At 56.6% G+C, this 22,135-nt stretch carries 15 protein-coding genes and 2 pseudogenes; 6 read left to right on the top strand and 11 right to left on the bottom strand.

What is annotated here, in order from left to right; genetic code table 11:
* Positions 1 to 973: 973 nt before the first annotated feature.
* The 8 genes from ACIPUD_RS38670 to ACIPUD_RS38635 all read right to left on the bottom strand — a co-directional run bounded on the left by ACIPUD_RS38670 (position 974) and on the right by ACIPUD_RS38635 (position 9,404).
* Positions 974 to 1,939, bottom strand: coding sequence for a branched-chain amino acid ABC transporter permease (locus ACIPUD_RS38670; protein ID WP_446482842.1), 966 nt, complete (start codon positions 1,937 to 1,939; stop codon positions 974 to 976).
* Complete coding sequence (locus ACIPUD_RS38665) at positions 1,939 to 2,823, bottom strand: branched-chain amino acid ABC transporter permease (protein WP_446482841.1); 885 nt, start codon at positions 2,821 to 2,823, stop codon at positions 1,939 to 1,941. Before ACIPUD_RS38665 ends, ACIPUD_RS38670 begins: the two co-directional genes overlap by 1 nt.
* Complete coding sequence (locus ACIPUD_RS38660) at positions 2,820 to 3,551, bottom strand: ABC transporter ATP-binding protein (RefSeq protein ID WP_446482840.1); 732 nt, start codon at positions 3,549 to 3,551, stop codon at positions 2,820 to 2,822. Before ACIPUD_RS38660 ends, ACIPUD_RS38665 begins: the two co-directional genes overlap by 4 nt.
* A complete protein-coding gene (locus tag ACIPUD_RS38655; RefSeq protein WP_446482839.1) occupies positions 3,548 to 4,303 on the bottom strand; it encodes an ABC transporter ATP-binding protein in 756 nt (251 codons plus the stop codon). Before ACIPUD_RS38655 ends, ACIPUD_RS38660 begins: the two co-directional genes overlap by 4 nt.
* Before the next feature lie 177 nt (positions 4,304 to 4,480).
* A complete protein-coding gene (locus tag ACIPUD_RS38650) occupies positions 4,481 to 5,710 on the bottom strand; it encodes an ABC transporter substrate-binding protein (protein ID WP_446482838.1) in 1,230 nt (409 codons plus the stop codon).
* 36 nt (positions 5,711 to 5,746) lie between these two features.
* Positions 5,747 to 7,081, bottom strand: coding sequence for a M20 family metallopeptidase (locus tag ACIPUD_RS38645; protein WP_446482837.1), 1,335 nt, complete (start codon positions 7,079 to 7,081; stop codon positions 5,747 to 5,749).
* A 33-nt stretch (positions 7,082 to 7,114) separates the two neighbouring features.
* Positions 7,115 to 8,431, bottom strand: a complete 1,317-nt coding sequence (locus ACIPUD_RS38640) for a M20 family metallopeptidase (protein WP_446482836.1) — start codon at positions 8,429 to 8,431, stop codon at positions 7,115 to 7,117.
* A gap of 211 nt (positions 8,432 to 8,642) precedes the next feature.
* Complete coding sequence (locus ACIPUD_RS38635; protein ID WP_446482835.1) at positions 8,643 to 9,404, bottom strand: N-formylglutamate amidohydrolase; 762 nt, start codon at positions 9,402 to 9,404, stop codon at positions 8,643 to 8,645.
* Positions 9,405 to 9,635: 231 nt separating this feature from the next.
* Between ACIPUD_RS38635 and ACIPUD_RS38630 the strand changes: the two genes are divergently transcribed.
* From ACIPUD_RS38630 to folD, 4 genes are all read left to right on the top strand, one after another.
* Complete coding sequence (locus ACIPUD_RS38630; protein ID WP_446482834.1) at positions 9,636 to 10,562, top strand: MurR/RpiR family transcriptional regulator; 927 nt, start codon at positions 9,636 to 9,638, stop codon at positions 10,560 to 10,562.
* Entirely contained in the window at positions 10,559 to 11,926 is a 1,368-nt protein-coding gene (locus ACIPUD_RS38625) for a hypothetical protein (RefSeq protein WP_446482833.1), read from the top strand. Before ACIPUD_RS38630 ends, ACIPUD_RS38625 begins: the two co-directional genes overlap by 4 nt.
* A 51-nt stretch (positions 11,927 to 11,977) precedes the next feature.
* Positions 11,978 to 13,120, top strand: a complete 1,143-nt coding sequence (locus ACIPUD_RS38620; RefSeq protein WP_446482832.1) for an amidohydrolase family protein — start codon at positions 11,978 to 11,980, stop codon at positions 13,118 to 13,120.
* Positions 13,121 to 13,229: 109 nt separating this feature from the next.
* Entirely contained in the window at positions 13,230 to 14,129 is a 900-nt protein-coding gene (folD, locus tag ACIPUD_RS38615; RefSeq protein WP_446482831.1) for a bifunctional methylenetetrahydrofolate dehydrogenase/methenyltetrahydrofolate cyclohydrolase FolD, read from the top strand.
* A 270-nt stretch (positions 14,130 to 14,399) separates the two neighbouring features.
* Here the strand turns inward: folD and ACIPUD_RS38610 are convergent, their stop codons facing one another.
* The 3 genes and pseudogenes from ACIPUD_RS38610 to ACIPUD_RS38600 form a co-directional block, all read right to left on the bottom strand.
* Positions 14,400 to 14,771, bottom strand: a complete 372-nt coding sequence (locus tag ACIPUD_RS38610) for a helix-turn-helix domain-containing protein (RefSeq protein ID WP_446482830.1) — start codon at positions 14,769 to 14,771, stop codon at positions 14,400 to 14,402.
* Positions 14,772 to 14,849: 78 nt separating this feature from the next.
* Positions 14,850 to 16,202 carry a CapA family protein gene (locus ACIPUD_RS38605; protein ID WP_446482829.1) on the bottom strand — a complete coding sequence of 451 codons (1,353 nt, stop codon included), beginning with the start codon at positions 16,200 to 16,202 and terminating at the stop codon, positions 14,850 to 14,852.
* 256 nt (positions 16,203 to 16,458) lie between these two features.
* Positions 16,459 to 18,070: pseudogene (locus ACIPUD_RS38600) on the bottom strand (ABC transporter substrate-binding protein).
* Positions 18,071 to 18,975: 905 nt separating this feature from the next.
* On the opposite strand from ACIPUD_RS38600, the gene ACIPUD_RS38595 reads away from it, so the two are divergent.
* Both ACIPUD_RS38595 and ACIPUD_RS38590 read left to right on the top strand, forming a co-directional pair.
* Positions 18,976 to 20,001: an NAD(P)-dependent oxidoreductase gene (locus ACIPUD_RS38595; protein WP_446482828.1), complete on the top strand. Its 1,026-nt coding sequence runs from the start codon at positions 18,976 to 18,978 to the stop codon at positions 19,999 to 20,001.
* Between the two features lie 423 nt (positions 20,002 to 20,424).
* Positions 20,425 to 21,761, top strand: a pseudogene (locus ACIPUD_RS38590) (IS5 family transposase).
* Positions 21,762 to 22,135: the final 374 nt, after the last annotated feature.

The raw sequence follows: 22,135 nt of genomic DNA, 5'->3' as shown, positions 1-22,135 counted from the left end.
CACCGGCCTCATGCTCGCGCAGCACGCCTATAATCTGCTCTTCCGTAAACCTGGCTCGCTTCATTTGTCCGTCCTTCAGAAGGCCGGACTCTAACTTCAACTGGAGGAAATCGGCAGGGGCAGGTCACAAATCGGACACGTCTGTTGGGGGCCCACTGAGGGATGTTGTTCGTACTGCACATCCTCGGCCCAGCATGGACTACCGGCCGGTGTGGTCCGAATTCGCGCCCAACGCTCAAGTGAGTGGGACCGAGCAAATGTGACGACCTCCGATGCAAAACGTGGCGAAAGAGAGTCGCTAATGGAAGATGATGGAATACGAGAGGGGTAGCTGTCCGCGGCGGGAGTGGACGTAGTTTCCCTTTCCATCGGCAATCCGGCGCATCTTTTACACCTGCCGCGCATCACAATCCGCGACACCGAAGCCGCTCACGAACCCCAATGGGCTGCCGGTTCACAGAGATCATGCGCGAGATGGCTCCTGGCACAACACGTTGAACAACACGGCAGGCCGGTTGGTCGGACGCATATTATCCAGGTGATCGGCGGCGGCAGACACGGAGAAAGCCATCAGTTGTGGAGGGGGCCACAAATTAAGCGGCTGCACGTCCCTAGTGACATAGAAGAGAACGTGAAGCTTACCTTTGGAATGGCAGATCGCCGTGAGCGACAACGATCGGACGGCGGTCGTGTCTCGGAGCCCTGAGTCGCAACCGATCTCCCGAAGCGAGTTGACAGACCACTCCGCCGTGGCCTGCAAATCTCTTTGTATGGCGGTTCTGTCGAGATACTGGGAATCCGCAACAGACTAAAGAGCTGCTTGAGAGTTGCATCTCGGGAGCACATGATCAGGTCAGAGTGCGAGATCCCTCTCGTTATCTGGGCTCAGGTCAGACGATCGAGCGGAAGGCGAAGGCTCCGTCCCGCCCTCTTTTGGTTCTGCAGCATCGGCATTTGCTGCTGAGGTCCACCCTCACCGAGAAAGACTCTCTTGCGGCCTCGCTCGAAAGGCTGATCCAATGCCCTTTGGAAAGAATAGCAGGACGATGATCATGATTGCGGCCACCAGCATGTGGCGCCCCTCGGCGAAATTATTGATATTGGCGAAGCCTTCCGAGATGAACGTAAGGACAAGCGCCGCAAATAGCGGACCATAGATGCTAGAGGTTCCGCCAACGAGCACCATGCTCAGAACGAGCGACACGGTCGAGAAGTCGAACACCTCAGGGGAAGCCACGCGCACGTAGATGACATAAAAGCCACCAGCCAAGCCTGCAAAGAACGCACTTGCTACAAGCGCCTTCAGACGCTGCCACGCGACGGGAATGCCGCGGGACGCAGAGTAGTCCTCATTGTCGCGTAGCGCCCTGATCGACAGGCCAAATTCTGATCGAACGAGCCAGTGCAGACACGCGGTCGTGGCGACGAGCAGCGCAAAAGCGACATAGTAGAAGCCGAGCTTATTGTCGCGTAAGAAATTGTAATCTGGAAGCCATATCGTCGGCACCCGCACCATGCCTTGCGTGCCGCCCGTGATATCCGATTGGTTTATGACAAGCTGCATTATGAGCTGGCTGAATGCGAAGGTAACTAACACCACATAGACGCCCTGAAGTCGCGCAACGGGCAAAGCGACTATGGCAGCGGCAGTGGAGGCCGCGCCCGCCCCTACCAGCATCGCTATCCACGGATCGACACCCAAAAGTTTCGCGCTCAGACCCGCTGCATAGACGCCGACACCGAAGAAGGCGATATGCGCAAAATTAAAGATGCCGGCATAGCCAAGAGTGAGGTCCCAACTGGCGGCGACAATGCCGTAGACGAACGAGATGATAAATAGATGTCGCAGATACACATCATGGACAAAGATCGGCACAAGGAGCCCTGCAATCAACAGGCTAGCTATTAGCCATGTCTTTCCGTTGCTCAGGACCTCCATCAGTGCACAACCTTTCCGAGAAGGCCTTGCGGCCTGACGAGCAACACCAAGATGAGCAGGACGAAAATGATAGAGGGGGCCCAGTAGATACCAACCAGAAAAACCAGAGCCGCTTCAAGCAGTCCTATCAGATAGGCGGCCACGATCGTTCCACTCAGCGAACCGAGTCCGCCAAAGATGACAACGATCAATGACTTGACGAGCGGATCCGAGCCGAATTCAGGGGTCAGTAAACGGACCGATCCAAGAAGCACTCCCGTCAAGCCGGCAAGCACCGCCGACAGAGCGAAAGTAATGATGAAAAGGCGAGAGACGTCGATCCCGATTAGCCGCGCGCTATCCGGGTTTTGCCCAACCGCCCTTATCCCGCGGCCGATCCGAGAGTAACCTAGGAACAGCCAAAGCGCGCCGAGTAACAGCGGCGCCACGACGATTAGCAGGGTCTCTTGGGCCGAGATGGTCGTTTCGAAAAGACGGACCTTGCCTGGAATGATCGGAGCCAGTTGCTTAAGCCTTGCTCCCCAGATCAGTTGGATCCCTTTCTGTATGAACATCATGGCGGCAAGTGTGGTCATGACAGTGATAAGCAAGATATCTCGATGGTCGTAAAATGGCCGAACGACCACTCGCTCTATCAGAATGCCGACACCAACCAAGGCCGCCGCCGAGACCGCGATTCCGGTCGCCAACCCGAGGTCAAGCCCAGCCCTATCGGACACGGTCCAGGCGACATACGCACCAAGAGTCATCAAGACCCCGTGCGCAAAATTGAAAATGCCAAGCGTGGACCAAACCAAAGACAGTCCACTCGCCATTAAGGCATAGCCGGAGCCGAGCACGATACCGCTGACCAGAATGGCACTTAGGATGTCAGTCGTGATCATGCGCCCTCCGACCCGAAATACATGTCCATGATCTCATCGTGGTCGACTTCTGCGCCCCGGTTGATTTCACGGCTAATTTCGCCGTGGTCGACGAGGTACATGCGATCTACTAACGACAGGATAAATGCAATGTCCTGTTCCACCAAAAGAAGTGGGATGCCACGGGACGATATCTCGGCGATTGCTATGGCAAGTTCGTCCTTGAGTTTGGGCGATAGTCCGAGTGTCGGTTCATCCAGCATCAGCATGCGCGGCGCGCCCATGAGCCCCACACCAATCGAGAGCATCTGGCGCTCACCACCAGATAAAGTCTTGCATTGCTGCCGACGACGCTCGGCAAGCCTAGGAAAAAGCTCGAGCACGTATTGAAGATTCGTCTTTAGCTCCTCCTGGGCGCGTCGCGTGTAGGCCGCAAGCTCGAGTATCTCCGAGATCTGCATGTCGGGGAAAAGCCGATTGGCCTGCGGCACATGAACTAAGCCCCGCGCGACGATCTTCTGCGGCGCTAGATCATCGATCGCTTCGCCCATGAAGGACACGCTGCCTGTGCGAGGTCGGATCACCCGCGAAATCGTGTTTAGTAGGGTTGTCTTGCCATGCCCGTTGGGCCCAAAGAGTCCCACGCGCTCATTTAGTCCGACGTGAAGGCTGACGCCGAGCAGCACATCAGGAGCGTCATAACCAGCACGCAGACCGACAATCTCGAGAGCGTTCGAATTGTGGCTCAAAGTTTTGCCTCCCGCTTACCCAGATAAGCTTCGACAACCTTGGGGTTGCGCACCACCTCTTCCGGCTTGCCCGACGCGATGACGGCCCCGTGATTGAGAATCATCAGGTATTCAGAGACCTTCAGGAGAAGTGGCAGCACGTGTTCGATGAGGACGATAGTTGTTCCGCGTCCGTGCACGGCGGCTATGAGATCACGAAGACCGGATACCTCGGGCTTCGTGAGCCCGGCCGCGGGCTCGTCGAGGAGAAGCACCTTAGGCCGGCCGGCAATTGCAGAAGCGATCATCAATTGTTTGCGCTCGAACACTGAGAGGTCCGAAGCGGCTTTCGTTCGCCGTTCACTCGGCAGTGATACGTCATCGAGCGCCTGCTCGGCGGCATCCTTAGCTTGGGCCGAGGGCATCTGCCCGCAATAGACGGCGCTCGCATAGACGTTTTCTCGGGCGCTGAGCGTGGCAAACTCCGCATCCTTCTGAAATGTGCGAAGGATACCCGCCCGGCTGATCTCATGTGGTCTCAGACGATGCATCGGCCTTCCGGACAGGAGGACATCGCCCTTAGTCGGGAAAAACGGAATGCCGGTGATGACATTGAAGAGTGTGCTCTTGCCGCTGCCGTTAGGACCCGCGATGCCGAAGATTTGCCCCTTTCGGATCGAGAACGATACGTTGTTGAGAGCAACCAGAGCGCCGAAGCGCTTGGTGACCTCGCGGATCTCAAGCAGCGGCTCACTATCGTTTGGTTCTGGCATCGTATGCTCATGCAGTTCGCGTTGAAGAGCTAGCAGCAGTGAGCCGCATCGTTCATTTGACACCGCACCAATCGAAGATGGCAGCCGCCAGCTCCGAGCGAGTCCCCCCGACTCATCGATGAGCAGGTCCGGCGGCGGCGCCGGAGGGATCGCGCCCGCCGCAATGGCTAGACCTGACTACTTCATCCAGGGAGGCATGCGAAACTCGCCTGCCGCGTACTCCTGTGGGTAAAAGAGCACCCGCTTGCCGTCCCAGATTTGGAAGAACTGAATCGGAAGTGCGTTGTCACCTTGGACGGCAAGATGCGTATTTCGGTCGAACAAGAGCGTACCGGTTGCGATCTGCTTATGGGTCTCTCCGATGGCCTTGCCGATAGCGAGCCGTTTGGTCGGGTCGCCAACCTTCTTGAGCGCGTCCGCGTAAACCATCACTTCTTCATACAGCACCGGCCCATAGGAACCGGGCTCGTTGCCATATTTGTCGGTGTATTTTTTGACGATTTCCGCGGCCCGAGGATTCTTCGGCGTAACGAGCGAGCCGCCGAGCAGATTATAGACGACGCCTGTGGCCTGTTTGCCTGTCAGTTTGAGAAACTCGGGCACAGAAGGCGCGTACTGGATGAAGATCAGGCTGTCAGTTGGCTGCTCAAGGAACTGAGTTAAGAACTTAGCCGCGTTGCCAGTCTGGTAGTCGGTATTGATGATGACTGCCGGATTGTCCTGACGAACCTTGGCGAGGAACGTCCGCCAATCGCCGATTTCTCCGAACGGCAGAAGATCGGCGGAAGTCACGGTCCAACCAGCCTCCTCAAAGCTCTTCTTGAGGCCATTCATGATTGTCTTCGAATAGGGATTGTCGGAGGAAATCAAGGCGACCTTTTTATTCGGCAGCTTCAGCTTGCTGCTCGCCTCGAGGCTGTTGAGGACCGGCACCACCGCCGTATTATAGGCATCATATGAGGGGCTGAATGACCAGACAGTCGAGAACTTATCTGGGTGAGGCGCGATCATGTCGCGCGTCTGAGCAGCGCTCCCAGCGAGCAGGTACGGCATATCCTGCTCGGCCATTGTCTCGATTTCAAAATTGCTGCCGCTGGCATAACCGGTGACGATGGCATTCAAGTCACGGTCCCCCACAAGCCGCTCGATCGCGCTGGTTACCGCATCGGCGGACTGATTCTGGACGTCTCCCACCACCACTTGCAGCTTGTATCCAGCAACCCCGCCAGCCGCATTAATCTCCTCAACGGCAAGTTTGGCTCCGTTGACCATCTCGGCTCCATCCGCGGCCGAGCCTCCGGCGAGCGGCGCGAGAACCCCGATCTTAGCGACTTTGTCCGCAGAGTGGACGGGGGATGCCGCCACCAGAGCCGTAAAAGCTAGAAAAAGGCAAATAGAACGTTTCATGACGATATTCCCCTCCAGGTTGTTACAGCTCGATAGTTATTTGACCCCGCAGCAGTCGATGATGGCGGCGGCCAAGGTTTTGGTCGTCTCCTCCAGCGAGGCGATATCCACGTACTCGTCGCTAGCGTGGAAACCATCGCCGGTCGGGCCGCAAGTGACCGCATCGATCCCCGCACCGGCATAGTGCGAAGCGTCGGTTTTACCGATCATTCCCAAGATCTTAGGTTGTCCGCCGGCTTGTGCCCGACGCTTCAAAAGCGACTTTGCGATCGGGTGATTAGGTGACGTATCCATGGGCGGGAATTTGCAACCACCAAGCTCCCACTCAACCTTGATCGGATTCTTCTGCAACCAAAGATCCTGCTGGCAGAAGTGGTACACGAACGCTTCGAACTCGGACCGGATCTCTTGTCGCGTCTGGTGAGGAAGGAACTTGTAATCGAGATCGATCACCGCCACGTCGGGGATAATGGCGGGGTTGGTCATAATCAGGGGCAAGCCATCTGGCCCCAGCCCCGCGCCACCACGAATTGCTCCGATATTGATCGTGTTCATACCGGCAGGAAGCAGACGATGCTGACGATTGCGACAGCGTGAGCTTTCGAAGCTCGCCAGAGCAGCGAGGAAGCGAGCGGCGAGTTCGATCGCGTTCACAGCTCGTCCAAAACGATCAGGCCCATCGCGCTGCGGCCAGATCTCATTGTAGCGCAAACTTGAATGCCCCATCTTGCCCTGGATGGTAAGGCGGATCCACTCCAGCCCCCCCTCACAGACAAGGACATCACCCCAACTTGGCTCGGTAATAATGGCGCCTTTGGCCACATGACCACGTCGAATAGCGTCGATCGCGCCGAAGCCGCCGGCTTCCTCATCAACAACGGAATGTATGGCTACACGACCATTGAGCTCGATCCCGGCCTTGCGGATGCCACGAATAGCTGCAATTGCCGCAGCCACTCCGCCCTTCATATCGACCGCGCCGCGACCATAGAGCTTACCGTTCCTGATCTCGCCACCGAAGGGCGCGACGGTCCAAGTGTCACGATCGCCGATCGGCACCACGTCGATATGACCGCAGAGCAACAGGCTGCGCTCCTCAACGCCCGCAATCTGGCCGACGACATTCGGCCTGCCTGGAAAGACGTCCCATCGGTCGATCGACATGCCGAGCGAAATCAGCTCTGATTCGATCAAATCTTGGACGGCGCTCTCGCGGTTCTGATCCGGATCCTCGAGGAACTTCGGGTTGACCGACGGGATACGAACCAGCTTTTGCGTGAGCTCCGTCGCATATTTTCGCTCAGCGTCAAGCGCTTTCCATGCGGCCTTGATCGCGACTTCTGAATCGGGCACTTCGACTGAAAGCATCATGATGAAGTCCCTGTTTCCACTGAGCCCGAGGGCTCACCTGACGCCGCACCAATCGATGATGGCAGCCGCCAGAGTTTTGGTCGTCTCCTCAAGAGAGGCGATGTCCACGTACTCATCGAGGCCGTGTAGACCATCTCCGGATGCGCCGCAGATCACCGCATCGACACCCGCCCCGGCGTAGTGTGCGGCGTCTGTGACGAAAATCACTCCTGAAATTTTGGGCTTTCCGTCGAGCTGTGTTCGTCGCTTCAAAAGGGACTGCGCGAGCGGATGATCGGGCGGGGTATTTATCGGCGGAAAATGGAGGCCGCCGAGTTCCCATTCGACCTTGATGGGGTTCTCCTGCAGCCATAGGTCCTGCTGGCAGAAGTGATGCACGAACTGTTCAAACTCGGACCGGATTTCTTCCTTCGTCTGAGTGGGAAGAAAATTGTAGTCGAGGTCGATGACTGCCACGTCGGGGATGATGGCGGGATTGGTCATGACGAGCGGCAGCCCATCAGGCCCCAGTCCCGCTCCGGCCCGCATCGTGCTGGCATTGATGGTGTTCCAACCGGGAGGCAGCAGCGGATGCTGGCGGTTGCGGCATCGGGAGCTTTCGAAGTTCCTGAGTGCGTCCAAAAAGCGAGCTGCGATGTCGATCGCGTTTACTGCTGGCCGCAGCCGGTCAGGTTGGTCGCGCTGCGGCCAAATCTCGTTGTAGCGCCACGCTGCATGTCCTTGTCGACCAGTGATGGTGATGCGTATCCATTCCACACCGCCTTCACAGACTTGAATCTCGCCCCAACTTGGTTCTGTGATAATGGCCGCCTTGGCGAGGTGGCCGCGTTTCACGGCATCGATCGCACCGAAGCCGCCGGTTTCTTCATCGACGACCGAATGTATAGCGATACGGCCCTGCAGCTCGATGCCTGCGGCGCGGATGCCTCGGACGGCGCCAATAGCCGCCGCGACGCCGCTCTTCATATCGACCGCACCGCGGCCATAGAGCTTGCCGTCCCGGATCTGGCCGCCGAAGGGATCGACCGTCCAGGCGCTGCGCTCGCCGATAGGCACCGTATCGATGTGGCCGCATAACAGCAGGCTGCGCTCTTCCGAGCCGGCGATCTGACCGATGACGTTCGGCCTGTCCGGCAGCACGTCCCACCGGTCAATCGACATCCCGATTGAACTCAGCTCAGATCCAACGAGGTCTTGAAGCACGCCTTCGCGGTTTTGGGCAGGGTCGTTGACGAACTTGGGATTAACCGAGGGTATCCGGACGAGTTTCTGGGTGAGCTCGGTGGCATAACTCCGCTCCCTGTTGATTGCGCTCCAGGCGGCCTTCACCGCGGATTCAAGATTCGCCATTTCGGCCTCCTTCCCGTTCCCTCAATCAATTCGATCATGGTGTGACCGGCCCTCACCGATCTCACTGACGCGCCCGCGCCGCTGCATCGGCAACACCTCTGGATAGTTCGCCGAATATGCCCGAGCCCAGCACCTGCTATGCAGCTCGATCAACCTCCAAGTTTCGAGCGTGATTTCTTAGCTCGACAAAGAGCAACCGCTCAATCCGGAACTAGATCAAAGCCATCGTCTTCAGCACAGACAGTATTCGATCCGACCAGAGGATCACGCCTGCCTCATCTCCGATCTCGTCTTGTCTTATCTCGAGAAACAAATGCTTCAACCCTTTGCTTATGGCGTGCTCGACCACAGAGTAATCATCCGAATAATCTTCAAAGCCGTAGGGCTCGTCGTCACCGACTTCGAAACCACCTACCGCGCGCAAGATTTCGTTAAACGGGCGCGAGACACTGTCGTCAGAAGAGTGCGAAGCTCCGATCGACCACGGCCGAGCACGACCATTCATCTCTGGTGTGAAACTGTGCACGAATAACATCAGAGGGCGCACCCCCCTTGCAACAAACCTGCCGCGCGCTTCGGCGACGGCAAGATGATAAGGGAGATAGATCTCCTCGACGCGCTGAGCGAGCGAATGCCACGCGAGTCCCCGGTTGCCAGGAATTGCGGTGCCGTCACTGACCTCAGGAACAAGGGTCCGATTCCATAAGGGTCTATTGCAATCGATCACCAGCCGCGAGTAGCCGCTGAAGACAGCACAAGCTCCCACACCGACAGCGATCCGCTGAGCCACCGAGCGAGCGCCAATATCCCAAGCGATGTGCCTGATCATGTCTTTCGCATCGACGCCGAGCGCACCAAGCGAGGACGGCACGGCATTGCTGGCGTGCTCACACAGAACCACAAGCGGGGTGCGCCCATCGCCCTCCATGACGAGAACCGGAGGTGGATCCAATGCTCCCAAAAGCCGCACCATGCCCCGATTTTCCTCAAGAATGCCAATGTATGACGATTCCGTATCATCGTTTCATTGCATGGTCAATATACTCCAAGATCTAACGACAAAATCATCGCTATAAATCTATAAGCTATTGTTTTACATCCGAAACTTCTCGTCCGCGCGGTATTTTTTCGTTACATTCATCTTGCTAATGACGCTCATTTGAATTAGACATTTTCTGCATCACGCGAAGCAAAAGAGGCGGCATTGAACGAGAGCGCCAAGTTGGGGTGTACGAGTCTAGCGGCGAAAATTCGTGCCGCGACGAGCACCTTGTCCCGAGCCGAAAGGAGAGTTGTTCGCATCCTCCATGCCACCAACTTTCGAGCTGGTACGGCCTCGGTCGCCAATCTTGCGGCACAAGCCGAGGTCAGCGGCCCGACAGTCATCCGCTTCACGAGCCGACTAGGTTATGCGAGCTACCGCTCTTTCCAGGAGGCGGCAGAAGTTGAATTCGCTGAACGCGTCGAGTCGCCCGCAACGCTCTATCAGCGAGGCCGTATCCAATCTCGTCCAACTGATCTCGATGCGGTCTCCGGCAATATCCTTAACAGCGTGAAGGAGACGTTTGATCGCATCGATCGCGTCGAGCTGGATAAAATCATCAAGCTTCTCGCCAACGAGCGCCGCCATATTTGCACGATAGGTGGACGCGGGACTGATGTTTTTGCTCACATGTTGGCTGCACGTCTTTACCCAATCCGGCCGAACGCCAGGGCGGCTGGTGCGCAACCGCTTGGTTTTAGCCAAGAGGATCAACTTGCCTTCATGGGGCCTCGCGACGTTGTCGTTGCGTTCGATTTTCGTCGTTACGAGGAGTCGACGATTTTCTTTGCCAGGATAGCCGCCTCGAAGGGGGCGACCGTCGTGCTTTTCACTGACGCATGGCTCTCGCCGATCGCTGATTTCGCCAGCAATGTAATAACCATCAGCTCCGATAATAGCAGCGGCCCTTATGACTACTGGACGCCTTGTCTCGGCGTGCTGGAAGCGATGCTGGAGATGTTGACTTCGGAAATGAATCCCGAAGTCATCGGCGAAAGAATTCGTCTATCTGAGCAATATTCGAGGGGACTCCTCGCCCAGGGGGATTCTCCTGCTTTTAAAGAAACCAACGAAGGAGAGCCCAAATGAACAATACCCTCTCACAGCCAGCAAGCACGCCGACTTTGTCTACGCACTCGGAAGAACGCACAGAGATCGTGGCCCTAGGCTGGCAAGACCTTTGCGGCATTACCCGCGTGCGCGGACTGCCGTTGAAGGACCTCGAAGCTAAGGCTGCGACGGGACTTGGATTTCCAGCCTGCGGCCAGGCCTTGACAGTTTCGGGCGGCATCGCGCCCAACCGATGGGGACCGATAGATGACGTGCGACAGATACCAGCCCTCGATACATTGGTGCGGGTGCCCCGGATTGGCGACTATCCCGGCCTAAATGTTGTGCTCGCCGATTCAATTGATGGGCAAGGACAAGCGTTCGCATGTTGCACCCGGAGCCTGTTCAAGGACGCTTTGCGACGTCTGTCCGACACTACGGGACTGGAGTTCGCGGCCTCCTTCGAGCACGAGTTCACTTTGAGTAAACCGGGTTTTCAGCCGGAACTCTGCATGACACTAGATGCGCTGCAGGCACTCGGCGCGTTGCCGAGCGTTCTCGTCACCGCGCTTGATCGAGCCGGGATCGTGTGCGAGGCGTTCGAGCCAGAGTTTGGTAGCGGTCAGTACGAACTGAGCGTAGGTCATGATTGGGGTGTCGCTGCTGCGGACAAAGCCGTGTTGACACGCGAAATCATTCGCGACGTATCACGCCATTTTGGCTACCGAGCATCGTTCTGTCCCAAGATCGCGCCTAGCGCTGCGGGAAATGGCGCCCACATCCATTTTAGCCTGCGCGATAAAAACGGGAATCCGGTCTTGTTCGACCCTGCACGTCCCAACGCCTTAAGTGCGCTTGGCGGCAGTTTTGCTGCGGGGGTGATCCGCCACATCAACTCAATCATGTGTTTCGCTTCGTCTACACCGGTTGGCTACATGCGGATCGGACCAGGAAAGTGGAGTTCGGGCTATAATGCATTTGGGCTCGCCAATCGTGAAGCGGTCCTTCGGATTTGCGATCTGCAGATGACCCCTGAGCCAAAGCGGCAGCGCAGCTACAATCTTGAGTTTCGTGCTGCCGATAACGCTGGCAATCCGTACCTCGTTCTCGCGATGATCGTCAGAGCCGGGCTGCAGGGAATAGTCGAAAAGCTTCAATCTCCACCATCCATTTCCGTGGACCCCGCAAAGCTGGATGAAGCGGAACGCATGCGGCACGGGATCAAACCGCTGCCCTCATCCCTTGACGAAGCGCTGCAACACCTCGATCGGGACGAGGTGGCTCGTTCCTGGTTGCCTGACGCCCTCTACGAAACCTTTGTGACTCTTAAGCGCAAAGAAATCTCGGCTACGGACGGTCTTACCCCGGAGGATCTCTGCGCCCGCTACGCACGTATTTTTTGATGCATGCACCCGCTGTAGCGCCGCACACCTAAATTTCGAAAGGAATGCAACTTGTCGATTCTCCCCGAAATCTCCATACCGCTGCTTGACCATCATACCCATGGCGTCACGGCTGCCGATCTCGACTACAAGCAGTTTCAGGCAGCCTTCAGTGAGAGCTACCTGCCGCCGCCGGAAGGCACGAGCGAGTTTCACAAGCCGCTAGGTCTTGTAATCCGGCGATTCTGCTCGCCGCTGCTGGACCTGCAACCATTCGCCACTGGGGAGGAATATGTTGCGCGCCGCCTCGAGCTGGGAGCCGCGGAGGTCAACAGACGGTTTCTGCATGCAGGTGGGTTCGAGCGGCTGCTCATTGACACCGGTTACAAAAGTGACGCCATTCTCAACGTGGAACAAATGGCGGCAGTGGCAGAAGTGCCTACTAACGAGGTCGTGCGAATCGAGGTGGTGGCCGAGGAAGTGGCGAGCTCCGGGGTTGATGCAGCAGGTTTTGCGAAGGCGCTCCGAGAACGCCTTTTCGAACGCAGCCGTGGCGCCATAGCTCTCAAGACCATCGTCGCCTATCGGACAACCTTCAAGATAGACCAGACTGCGCCTAAGGAGGAGGAGATAGTTGAAGCAGCTGGACGCTGGCTAGCGGAAATCGAGCGTACGGGCAAAGTTCGGCTGTGTGATCCCATCATCGAGCGTGCCACATTGTGGGCTGCAGGCGAGGTCTGCCGCCAGCGTCGCTTTCCTTTGCAGGTACATTCGGGGCTCGGGGATGATGTGAATTTGCATGCGTGCGATCCGTCGCACTTTACTGACTTCATTCGTTACATGCAGGACTGGAAAGTACCGATCACGCTCCTGCACAATTATCCCTTCATACGTGAGGCCGGCTGGCTCTCCGAGATTTTCCAGAATGTTTATATCGACACCGGTGTCGTACAGAACTATACGGGGCCATCATCTGCTCGGATCATTCGAGAGTCGTTGGAAACCGCGAAGTTTTCCAAGATTTTGTTTAGCACTGACGCAATTGTTCTGAGCGAACTCTACTATTTGGGATCTATCTTATTTCGACGCGGACTGCGCAAAGCCCTCGACGAGTGGCTGCAAGATGGCTTGATCTCCGCGAGAGACGCCGACGAGATCATTGAAAGCATTGCGTACCGCAATGCCCGTAGGATTTACAATCTGAGCGAAACGTGAGGCCCGGGAGAGCCTAGTCCAAATTGATAACCGCACCTTCCACGGCAACCGGACCGCCGTCTTCCCAGCGAGCCCCGGCAGCTATGCGTCTGAAAGAATGGGCTGAGAGATGGTGCAAGTAATCGACGGCAAACAGATCGCGGCCTCCGTGATCGATAAGGTGAAGGCGGCCTCCGCGGCGCTTGAGGCGCAGAATGGTGTCAAGACCGGCCTCGCCGTGATCATCGTTGGCGATGATCCTGCAAGCCATACCTATGTCGCCGCGAAAAGCCGCATGGCTAAAGATTGCGGCTTCAATTCGGTCCAACACACTTTGCCGACCGGGACTAGCCAAGAGGAGCTTGCAGCAATAGTGAAGATGTTGAATGCCGATGAGAACATCCACGGCATTCTCGTTCAGCTGCCATTGCCGAGACATATCATCAGCGAACCGATTATTCAGGCGATCCGGCCGGAAAAGGACGTCGACGGGCTGAACATTGTCAATGCCGGCAAGCTTGCGACGGGGGATCTGGAAACCGGCCTCGTGTCCTGCACGCCGGCGGGTGCGATGCTTCTGATCCGCCGCACGCATGGCGAGGACCTTTCCGGCCTCGACGCGGTAGTTATCGGCCGGTCGAATCTGTTCGGCAAGCCGATGGCTCAACTCCTGCTCAACGCCAACGCCACGGTTACCGTGGCCCATTCCAGGACAAAAAAATTGCCGGATGTCTGCCGTGGCGCCGACATCCTCGTCGCCGCTGTCGGCCGTCCGGAAATGGTCAAGGCCGACTGGGTGAAACGGGGCGCGACCGTCATCGATGTCGGTATCAATCGGATTGATGCGCCTGAACGAGGCGAAGGCAAGACCCGCCTAGTGGGAGACGTGGCCTTCACGGAGGTATCAGAAGTCTCCCAAAGTATCACACCGGTTCCTGGAGGAGTCGGTCCGATGACGATCGCCATGCTAATGGCGAACACGGTGATCGCGGCGCATAGGAGCGTAGGGCGAGCGTTGAAGATATTCTAAGCATGACGATCGACAGAACGACGCCCGAGTCGACTGCCGAATGTTGAAATGAAATAAGCAGAGAATATTGAATGAGAGTTCGGCGAGCCTCGCCAGGAGGCATGGCTTTTCGTCCACGCACAGCACGATGGCCTTGCCGGGCGGGGCGACATAGAGGCCAACGACATCGGCAGCTTTGGCCGTAAAATGCGGGTCGTTGCTCTCACACCAGGACTTGCGAGCCACGAGGTCGATCTTGTGTTGCGCAGGAACCGCCAGACATATTGGACGTCAACATCGCCCAGTGCCCCGGCCATCAGCGGCCCGGTCCAGCGTGCGAACCCTTCCGGCGGCGGTTTGTCCAGCAGTTTCAGAATCCGCTTGTCGGTGGCCTTCGTATAGATCCGCAGCTTGCCGAGCCGGGGCTTTGTCTTGCAGTCCTTCAAGGCCGTGGTCGGCATAGCGATGCCGCCAAAGGCTGACAATCCGCGGCTGGCCCCCAACTTCCTTGGCTATCGAGCGGGTACTGCGCCCGACCGCTGCCAACAGAACTATCCGCGCCCGCTTCAAATCGCGTTGCAACGTCAGCGGTGAGCGACAACACGCCTCAAGCACCTTGCGGTCTTTCCGCGAAAGGTGAACTTCTCTTGCTTCGGGTACCATCCCGATCTTGAATCACGACTCACCCTCTAAGAAAAGAGGGCACTAGATTGTGTGAGGTGCTAGCGGGTTAGCGCGCGCCTACCAACCGCCTGAGTTTTCAAGAATAAGATCAGCATAGATTTGGATCTGCTTAACACGCTTTCTGCAGTCGTTTGTCTGCCGGGATCGCTCTACGCGAGAGTGCTCTTTCAATTTTTGAACGCGAATAAGTCTCACATCATTTTCGCAGGAAATATTCTGGAGTACGGGAATGGTCTCTGTGTTTTCGATGTATGTGCGGCTGACTCCCTCGAGGTGCCCCCGAGTGAACTTTATATTTAGGATCAAGCCTAGCTCCAGATGCGGCGCGGAATTCCACCCATATGTCAAACCTCCCAGAGAGTAGGCAATAACTGCAACGCGATTCGGATCTCTCTTTGTGCGATAATATTCAACGGGCTGAATCACATGAGGATGGTGTCCGAGAATCAAATCAACCCCCTGCTCGATCAGCGCATGAGCAGCCTCGAGCTGTTTGGATCGCGGGAAGAACTCAAACTCGTAGCCCCAGTGCAGTGAAGCAACAATGAAATCACAGCCCTGGCTTTTGCAATCTTCAATCTGTTTGGTCAGTAATTCCAACTCCGGCTCAACATACCTCGAAACGAGCCGAGCTGTATGAATACGATAGCTTTCATTCGCTGGCAGCCGCCGGTTATTCAGGCTGAACGTTGCGGATATGAATCCGACCTTGATCCCGGCCTTCGTGACAATATTTGCCCGAGCGAATTTCTCCACGCTGCAAGGGGTTCCAAGTCCTGTGATCTTGTTGTCAGCAAGAAGTTGCTGAGTGGTTTCGAGGCCCTCTATCCCAAGGTCAAATGTGTGATTGGTTGCAAAGTTGAGAACATTAAAACTCTGATCCTTATGACGGGTCAGTATTTCGAATTGAGCAAGAGAACTACGCAAAAGCGTGCAGTTTTCGGGGTCGCGAGCTGCGATGACAGAACTTTCAAATTTGTGTTTTGTTACGGGCGCTTCCAAATTTGCGAAAGAGATGTCAGAGTTGAATAGAACGTCGCTAACGTTCTCGTAGAGAATGCCCTTGGAAGCCTCGATGCCGTCCATAGGGATGAGGTCGCCCGAGGCGCTAAACGTTAGCGAGCTCGATTGCATAAAACCATCTGGCAACTTCACGATGGATTTGTTGCTGGAGAACAACGTTTCAGAAACGCCGTGTTCTGCGTTTAGCGTCGGACTTTCCATCTTGTAGTACCAATAGGCGAAGTCCACGTGATTCATTTCTGCGGCGTCGGTGGCTGCACCTGCAACTGGATAATCCCATTCACGGGACACTTTGGCTCGATCCAGGACTTCTTTCACTTTCGATTCAAAGGAAAGGGCTGCATCCTCGCCTATCCCCGCGGCTTCTGCGGAAAGCTCATTTTCCAAAGTTGGTCTCCTTGTTTAAAATCAGCGACTTTGTCCTCGGAAGCTAGTCAGCAATCGCTTGGTCCATCGTAGTCGCCCATCTGCCTAAGCCGACTCCCCGCTCGCCCGCGTGGGCAAGCGATAAATGAGTACGCCAACCCATTGGCAGGATCGAACACAAGCTGGTCCTAAAGCTTACGAAGCAGGACACGAAAGTTGTGACCATCGCTATGACGACGATGGTCGAGATCATCGTACAAGCTAATGCAGGCTATGATTATCTGCTCACTCTTTGCATATTCCACATCGTGATAAACGATGCTGTCATTTCCATGCCGGTCAGCGTCTTGCGGTGCCCAACCGGAAGAACTATTTGACCCAGTAGAACGGACCCGACAAAGTCCCACCACATTTTCTGCATATCCCGGGCCAGTGCCTTGCGGTCTTCGATTGATGCAAGTTGTACCCATTTGAGTCGAAGAGTTTCAAACTCGACGTTCTTAGGCCAGCCGTACCAAGCGTTTTCGCCGGACGTCGCAAAAAAGCTTGAGCCAGCCGCAATCGGGTCTCCGTGGGAGAAGTCGGTATCCCAACTTAAAAAGATGTTCCAACCGCCAGTCTCGACTGGCCCCTTATTTGTTCGGCGGGCAACAACTCCACCCCAGTCGCTCGGCGCAAGCTCCACATTGACTCCGATGCCCCGCAACTCGGCCGCCAGAAGCTGGCAGGCGTTGCTGAGTATCGCAATGTTCGTGGGCTGGAGAATAACAACCTTCTCGCCGGCATATCCGGCTTCTTTGAAAAGTTGTTTGGCCATTTCTGGGTCCCCGCCTTTCTTATACCACCCAGTATTTACATCGTTCGAGCGTGTTGTTACCAAATATCGAAGTAATGGGACGGCCGTACTTTGGATTGGGGGACAAGAGGCCTAAAAAAGCGTCCTGATCAACCAGATAAAGCAGCGCTTGGCGCGCCTTCACATTGTCAAATGGCGGCTGCAGAAAGTTCAAGCGCATGTAAACGTCGTTGCCCGACGTGTTCAGAACCTGGAGTTCCAGCTTCGGATCGCTCTCTATTGCGGAGTACAAATCAGCAGGCGGAGCTTCCATGAAATCGATCTCACCCGCTTGCAAAGCCGCGAGGGCAGTTTGCTCATCGGCGATATTATTCCAGATGACCCGGTCGATCTTGACAACTTTCCCGCCGGCCAATCCGTCCGAGGGTTCAGTCCGCGGTATGTACTTTTCGTTGCGGTCGTAGGCGAAGCTAGTGCCCGGCTTGGCGAGGGACTGATTAAATTTGAAAGGACCGGACCCGATATTCGCGGTCACCTGCTCACTTGCCGGTCGACTCGCGTCCTTTTCGCGCATCATGAACAAAGGTGGGGCCGCAGGCGCCGCCAGTAGTTCGATCAGGATCCCAAGCGGCTCATTAAGTACGATGACGAAGGTTTTGTCATCTTTCTTCGAGACTTCTTTGGTACGCTCCATGATTATTCGTCCAGGTTGAGCCACTTGCGCCCAACGTCGGATTGAGGCGACGCAGTCCGCCGCAGTAACGGGAGTGCCGTCGTGCCAGCTCAGACCATCGCGGAGTTGGAACGTATAGGTCTTCTTGTCGTCGGAAACGCTCCAGTTGGCCACCATCTGCGGCTGCGGAATCCTTTTGGAATTGACCCCGAAGAGCGTGTCATAGATTGCAAATGCATGGTCGGCGGTTGTGTTAGCGGTGCTAACAACTGGATCGAAGACTCGCAGATCTCCGTTCATCACCATTCGGACGGTTCGCCCGGCGTCGGCCGCTGGTTGCGCCCTTAGTACTGAAGGTATCGACAGAGCCATTCCGGCCGTCATACCCGTCTTGACGAGGTCACGTCGCGAGATTGTCATGTTTCCCTTCCCTGGCTCAAGTGCGCTGTTGATCCGCCTTGTCTACTAACTTCATACAGAGAGTGGCGATAGATACGCGATGTTGCTGATGACCGACGTTCCTCCGCTGACCTCAGTTGGCAATGCCCGGCCCTCCGCCAAACCGGCGCTAAGAGGCGTGTCAGCCTCCAACTCGGTCGGCCTAGGAGCACAATACCGCCATATTTCGTTGAAGGCTGACCGCAATAATCGGCAGTAGACGCAGGAATGCGGAAAATTTTCACGTCAAACTGCAGAATTTGCGCGCTGGCCCGACGCAAACAATGGTCGTTCAAAAAAACCCTCGGCTCAGTCGGCATCGGCATAAACGGCAAAGCTCAACGATGTCGATCCGCAAATCTGGCTCACGGGGGCGCTGGCAAGTTCTGTGATCTACGAAGCGATGAAACCCGCGGCCAGCGTTCGGCCCGCTGAACAGATCGTGCGCGGTGCGCCCTGACCAGCCTTGGGCCGCCGTGAGAACCGGCGCGGGCGAATAGCCGATGCTCGGCAAGTCATTGCTCCCGCGCGCTCAGAGTTGCCAGTCGCGGCATTCACGTCGGCAGCAATAGTGCTGAATGTTTTCCTTGATCCTGATTTGGCCGCTCGGCAGAACGGAAGCGACCAGGGTGAGCTCGGGAGCTGAATAAAGCCGTGAAGGTCCCAGCTTGTGCCGGCGATCGAGCCAAGGCAGCTTATTGGAAGCAGAGCGGCAGGTTTTACGCGGCGAAACCACTTCTTTCGCAGGAAGCGCCAACATCCGACCTACGCTGCGCCGAAATTGCTCGTCTAATTGCACCTAGACTGCATTCATTGAAGGGGCGAATGGCACGAAATTTGCGATCGCCTTTCGAATACTCGGGACATCTGCTCGGGAGAGACCCACGATGAAAGTACTTTGCTTGTGGTATGCGACGGATGATGAGATCAACTACATCAAAACGGCTTTACCGCGTGGTACAGAGGTTGTAGCGCCACAAGGCGGCTATTTTTCTCGTTTTGATTGCGCCTACTTGGACGTAAAGCACCTCGCCCCCGACGCCGATGCGATTATTGCCTTCAGCGTTCCAGAAGGAGTTCTGGAGCTCGCAGAACACCTCAAGATGTTCTCCTGGCTACATTCAGGCGTAGACGACCTCCGCCAAATGGGAACGCTGTCTCTATTCAAGCAACGCGGCGTGAAGCTAGCAAACGTTCGCGGCGCAAATGCGGTTGCCGTTGCCGAGCAGGCCATGATGTTCGTGCTTGCTTTGGCCAAGAAGACCATCCTCAAGCATAAGGCATCGCAAGAGCGTGACCGGCTCTTTCCTCTATATGCGGATGAGCACCGATCGGCCATGCTTTCTGGTCGTACTCTCGGCGTGGTTGGCCTAGGCAACATTGGGACTCGCATTGCCAAACACGCAAAGGGATTCGATATGCATCTTCTCGGGATTCGTCGCAACAAGGGGAGACCGGCGGAATACGTAGATTCCGTACATGGAATGGACGAATTGCATTCGGTGCTAGCGAAGTGCGACTACGTCGTTCTAGCAGCTCCAAATACACGCGAGACTAGTCAATTTTTCGGAAAAGCTGAACTAGAAGCAATGAAGCGGTCTGCATTTCTGATCAATGTTTCTCGTGCGATGTTGATTCAAGAAAAGCCCCTTTATGAGGCACTTACGTCTGATCGTTTGCGCGGCTACGCAGCAGATGTTTGGTGGACTTATGAACATGGAAAAACCTTCCCGGCCGGCGCTGGTTCACGCTTGAACATTCACAAGCTTCCAAACGTAATTGGCTCCAATGATCAATCAGCAAATGCTGATGACGTTCTGCAACGGAATATTGAGTGGGGCACACGGAGCTTAGTAGAGTTCGCAACGGGAAAACCGCTCACGCGAGAGGTTGACCTGGAGTTAGGCTACTGAGTTCGGATCGTCTGGATCGCGTCAATTGAGCCGGGTGCACGCTGTTCTAGTCTGTCATAAGCTCTGCTCCAGTTTCCAGTCGCTGATAAAGTCTACACGCTGCTGAGCAGGCCCATGTCAAAGTCGCTGTCTATCCTGGGAAGCACGTAAGTGGCATTGTGCGGCCAAGTCTTTTGCATGTTCCACATCGGGGTAACCGCCGCACATCGATCAGGCCGGTGAGTCTTGCGGCGCGCGACTAGCCGCAAAATATTTAGTCGTCCGTGAACAAGGTTCTAAGCGATTGAGCAGGAGTCTCTTTTTCGGATTCGAGGCGGTTTGAGATTGCAGGGAATGGGAGGTTGAAGCCGCCAAACCCTGCAATTTCGCTTTTGGATTCCCTTTCCCTGCGGACCATGTTTCTGTGGTGCATCGGAGGGAACGATGCGGCCGAAGAAGCACAAGACGACGGGATCGAACGATCTGTTCCGGGCGCGGCTGGACCAGATCATCAATCTGAAGCACGAGTTGGTTCTGCTTGCCGGCAAGATCGATTGGGACTGGATCGACGGCGAGGTCGCGCCGCTCTACAGCGAGAACGGCCGGCCGGGGATCGAGACCCGCTTCATGATCGGGCTGATGTTGCTCAAGCATATCTACGGGCTCTCCGATGAGGGGGTGTGCGAGCGCTGGGTCCACGACCCTTATTTCCAGTTCTTCACCGGCGAAGAGTTTTTCCGGCACGCTTTCCCGCACGAACGCTCGGACCTGAGCCATTGGCGCAAGCCGCTCGGCGACAAGCTGGAGCTGCTGCTGGCCGAGAGCCTGCGGGTGGCGCACGAAGCCGGCGCCTTACGCAGCCAGGACCTCAAGCGCGTCACGGTCGACACCACGGTGCAGCCGAAGGCCATCACCTTCCCGACCGACGCCAAGCTGCTTCATGCCGCCATCCAGGGCCTCAACCGCCTGGCGAGAAGGCACAGCGTCAGGCTCCGGCAATCCTATTCTCGCGTGGCCAAGGCCGCTGCGATGATGGCGGGCCGCTACGCCCATGCCAAACAGTTCAGCCGGCATCAGCGGCAGTTGCGTATCCTGCGCAGCCGGCTGGGCCGGATCATCCGCGACATCCGTCGCAAGATCGAGGGCCAGCCAGCCCTCGAGGAGGCATTCGCCCTTCCGCTTGGCCGAGCCAGCCAGATCCGCTCCCAGCAGCAGCGCCAGCGCGGCTGGAAGCTCTATTCCTTTCATGCCCCGGAGGTGGAGTGCATCGGCAAGGCCTCAGCCCCTTACGAGTTCGGCGTGAAGGCCTCCATCGTCACCAACAATCGCCGAGCTCCCGGCGGCCTGTTCGTACTGCATGCCAGCTCGCTGCCCGAAAATCCCTACGACGGTCACACCTTGCGGAACGTCATCGACCGCACCGAGACGCTCACCGGATGTCCGATCGAGCGGGCCTATGTCGACAAGGATACCGCGGCCACGATGCTCAAAATCCCCGTCGCGTCTTCATCTCCGGCCAAAAGCGCGGCGTCTTCGGCGTCATCAAGCGCGAGCTGCGCCGCCGCTCCGCCATCGAGCCCATCATCGGCCACATGAAGACCGAAGGTCACCTCGGTCGCTGCTACCTCAAAGGCCGTGCCGGAGACGCCGCCAACGTCATCCTCTCAGCCGTCGGCCACGACTTCCGCCGCATCCTAGCCTGGCTCAGAGAACTCTTGTGCCTGTTCCTGGTCCGACTATGCCGCGTGCTCGCCGGTCCAGCGCTCAATTCGCCTTCTTAACGGACGACTATTTACGCAGCAGAACGTCGCTCCCACCATACTCCCTGCATCTTGCGGGCCAGAGCCTTGCGCTCGTTGAGCGTTTCGTCATCTGTCCATTTGGCCCGAAGAGCCTCATGCTCGTCGCTCTTCGGCCAATCGGGGCATTCATTTCACATTCCGGCAATGGGGTTTGGTTCCGCAGCAACTTCGACTGAAAGTATCGCCAAGCCGACGCCTTTCGGTGGGGGTGAAATGCTCTCGTACTGTAAGCGCTGTTCAGCGGCCACCTACCCGATGACGGTGTGATCTGCGAGTCTGCGGTTCGGTTTGGACCGTTAGGCTTAGAATGGACACAGTGCATACTGCTATCACGGAGCCGGTGCGGCGGCTCG

The organism is Bradyrhizobium sp. CAR08 (genome assembly GCF_052871955.1).
The sequence above is the reverse complement of the archived record's forward strand: the minus strand, read 5'-3'. Positions and strand labels throughout refer to the sequence as shown.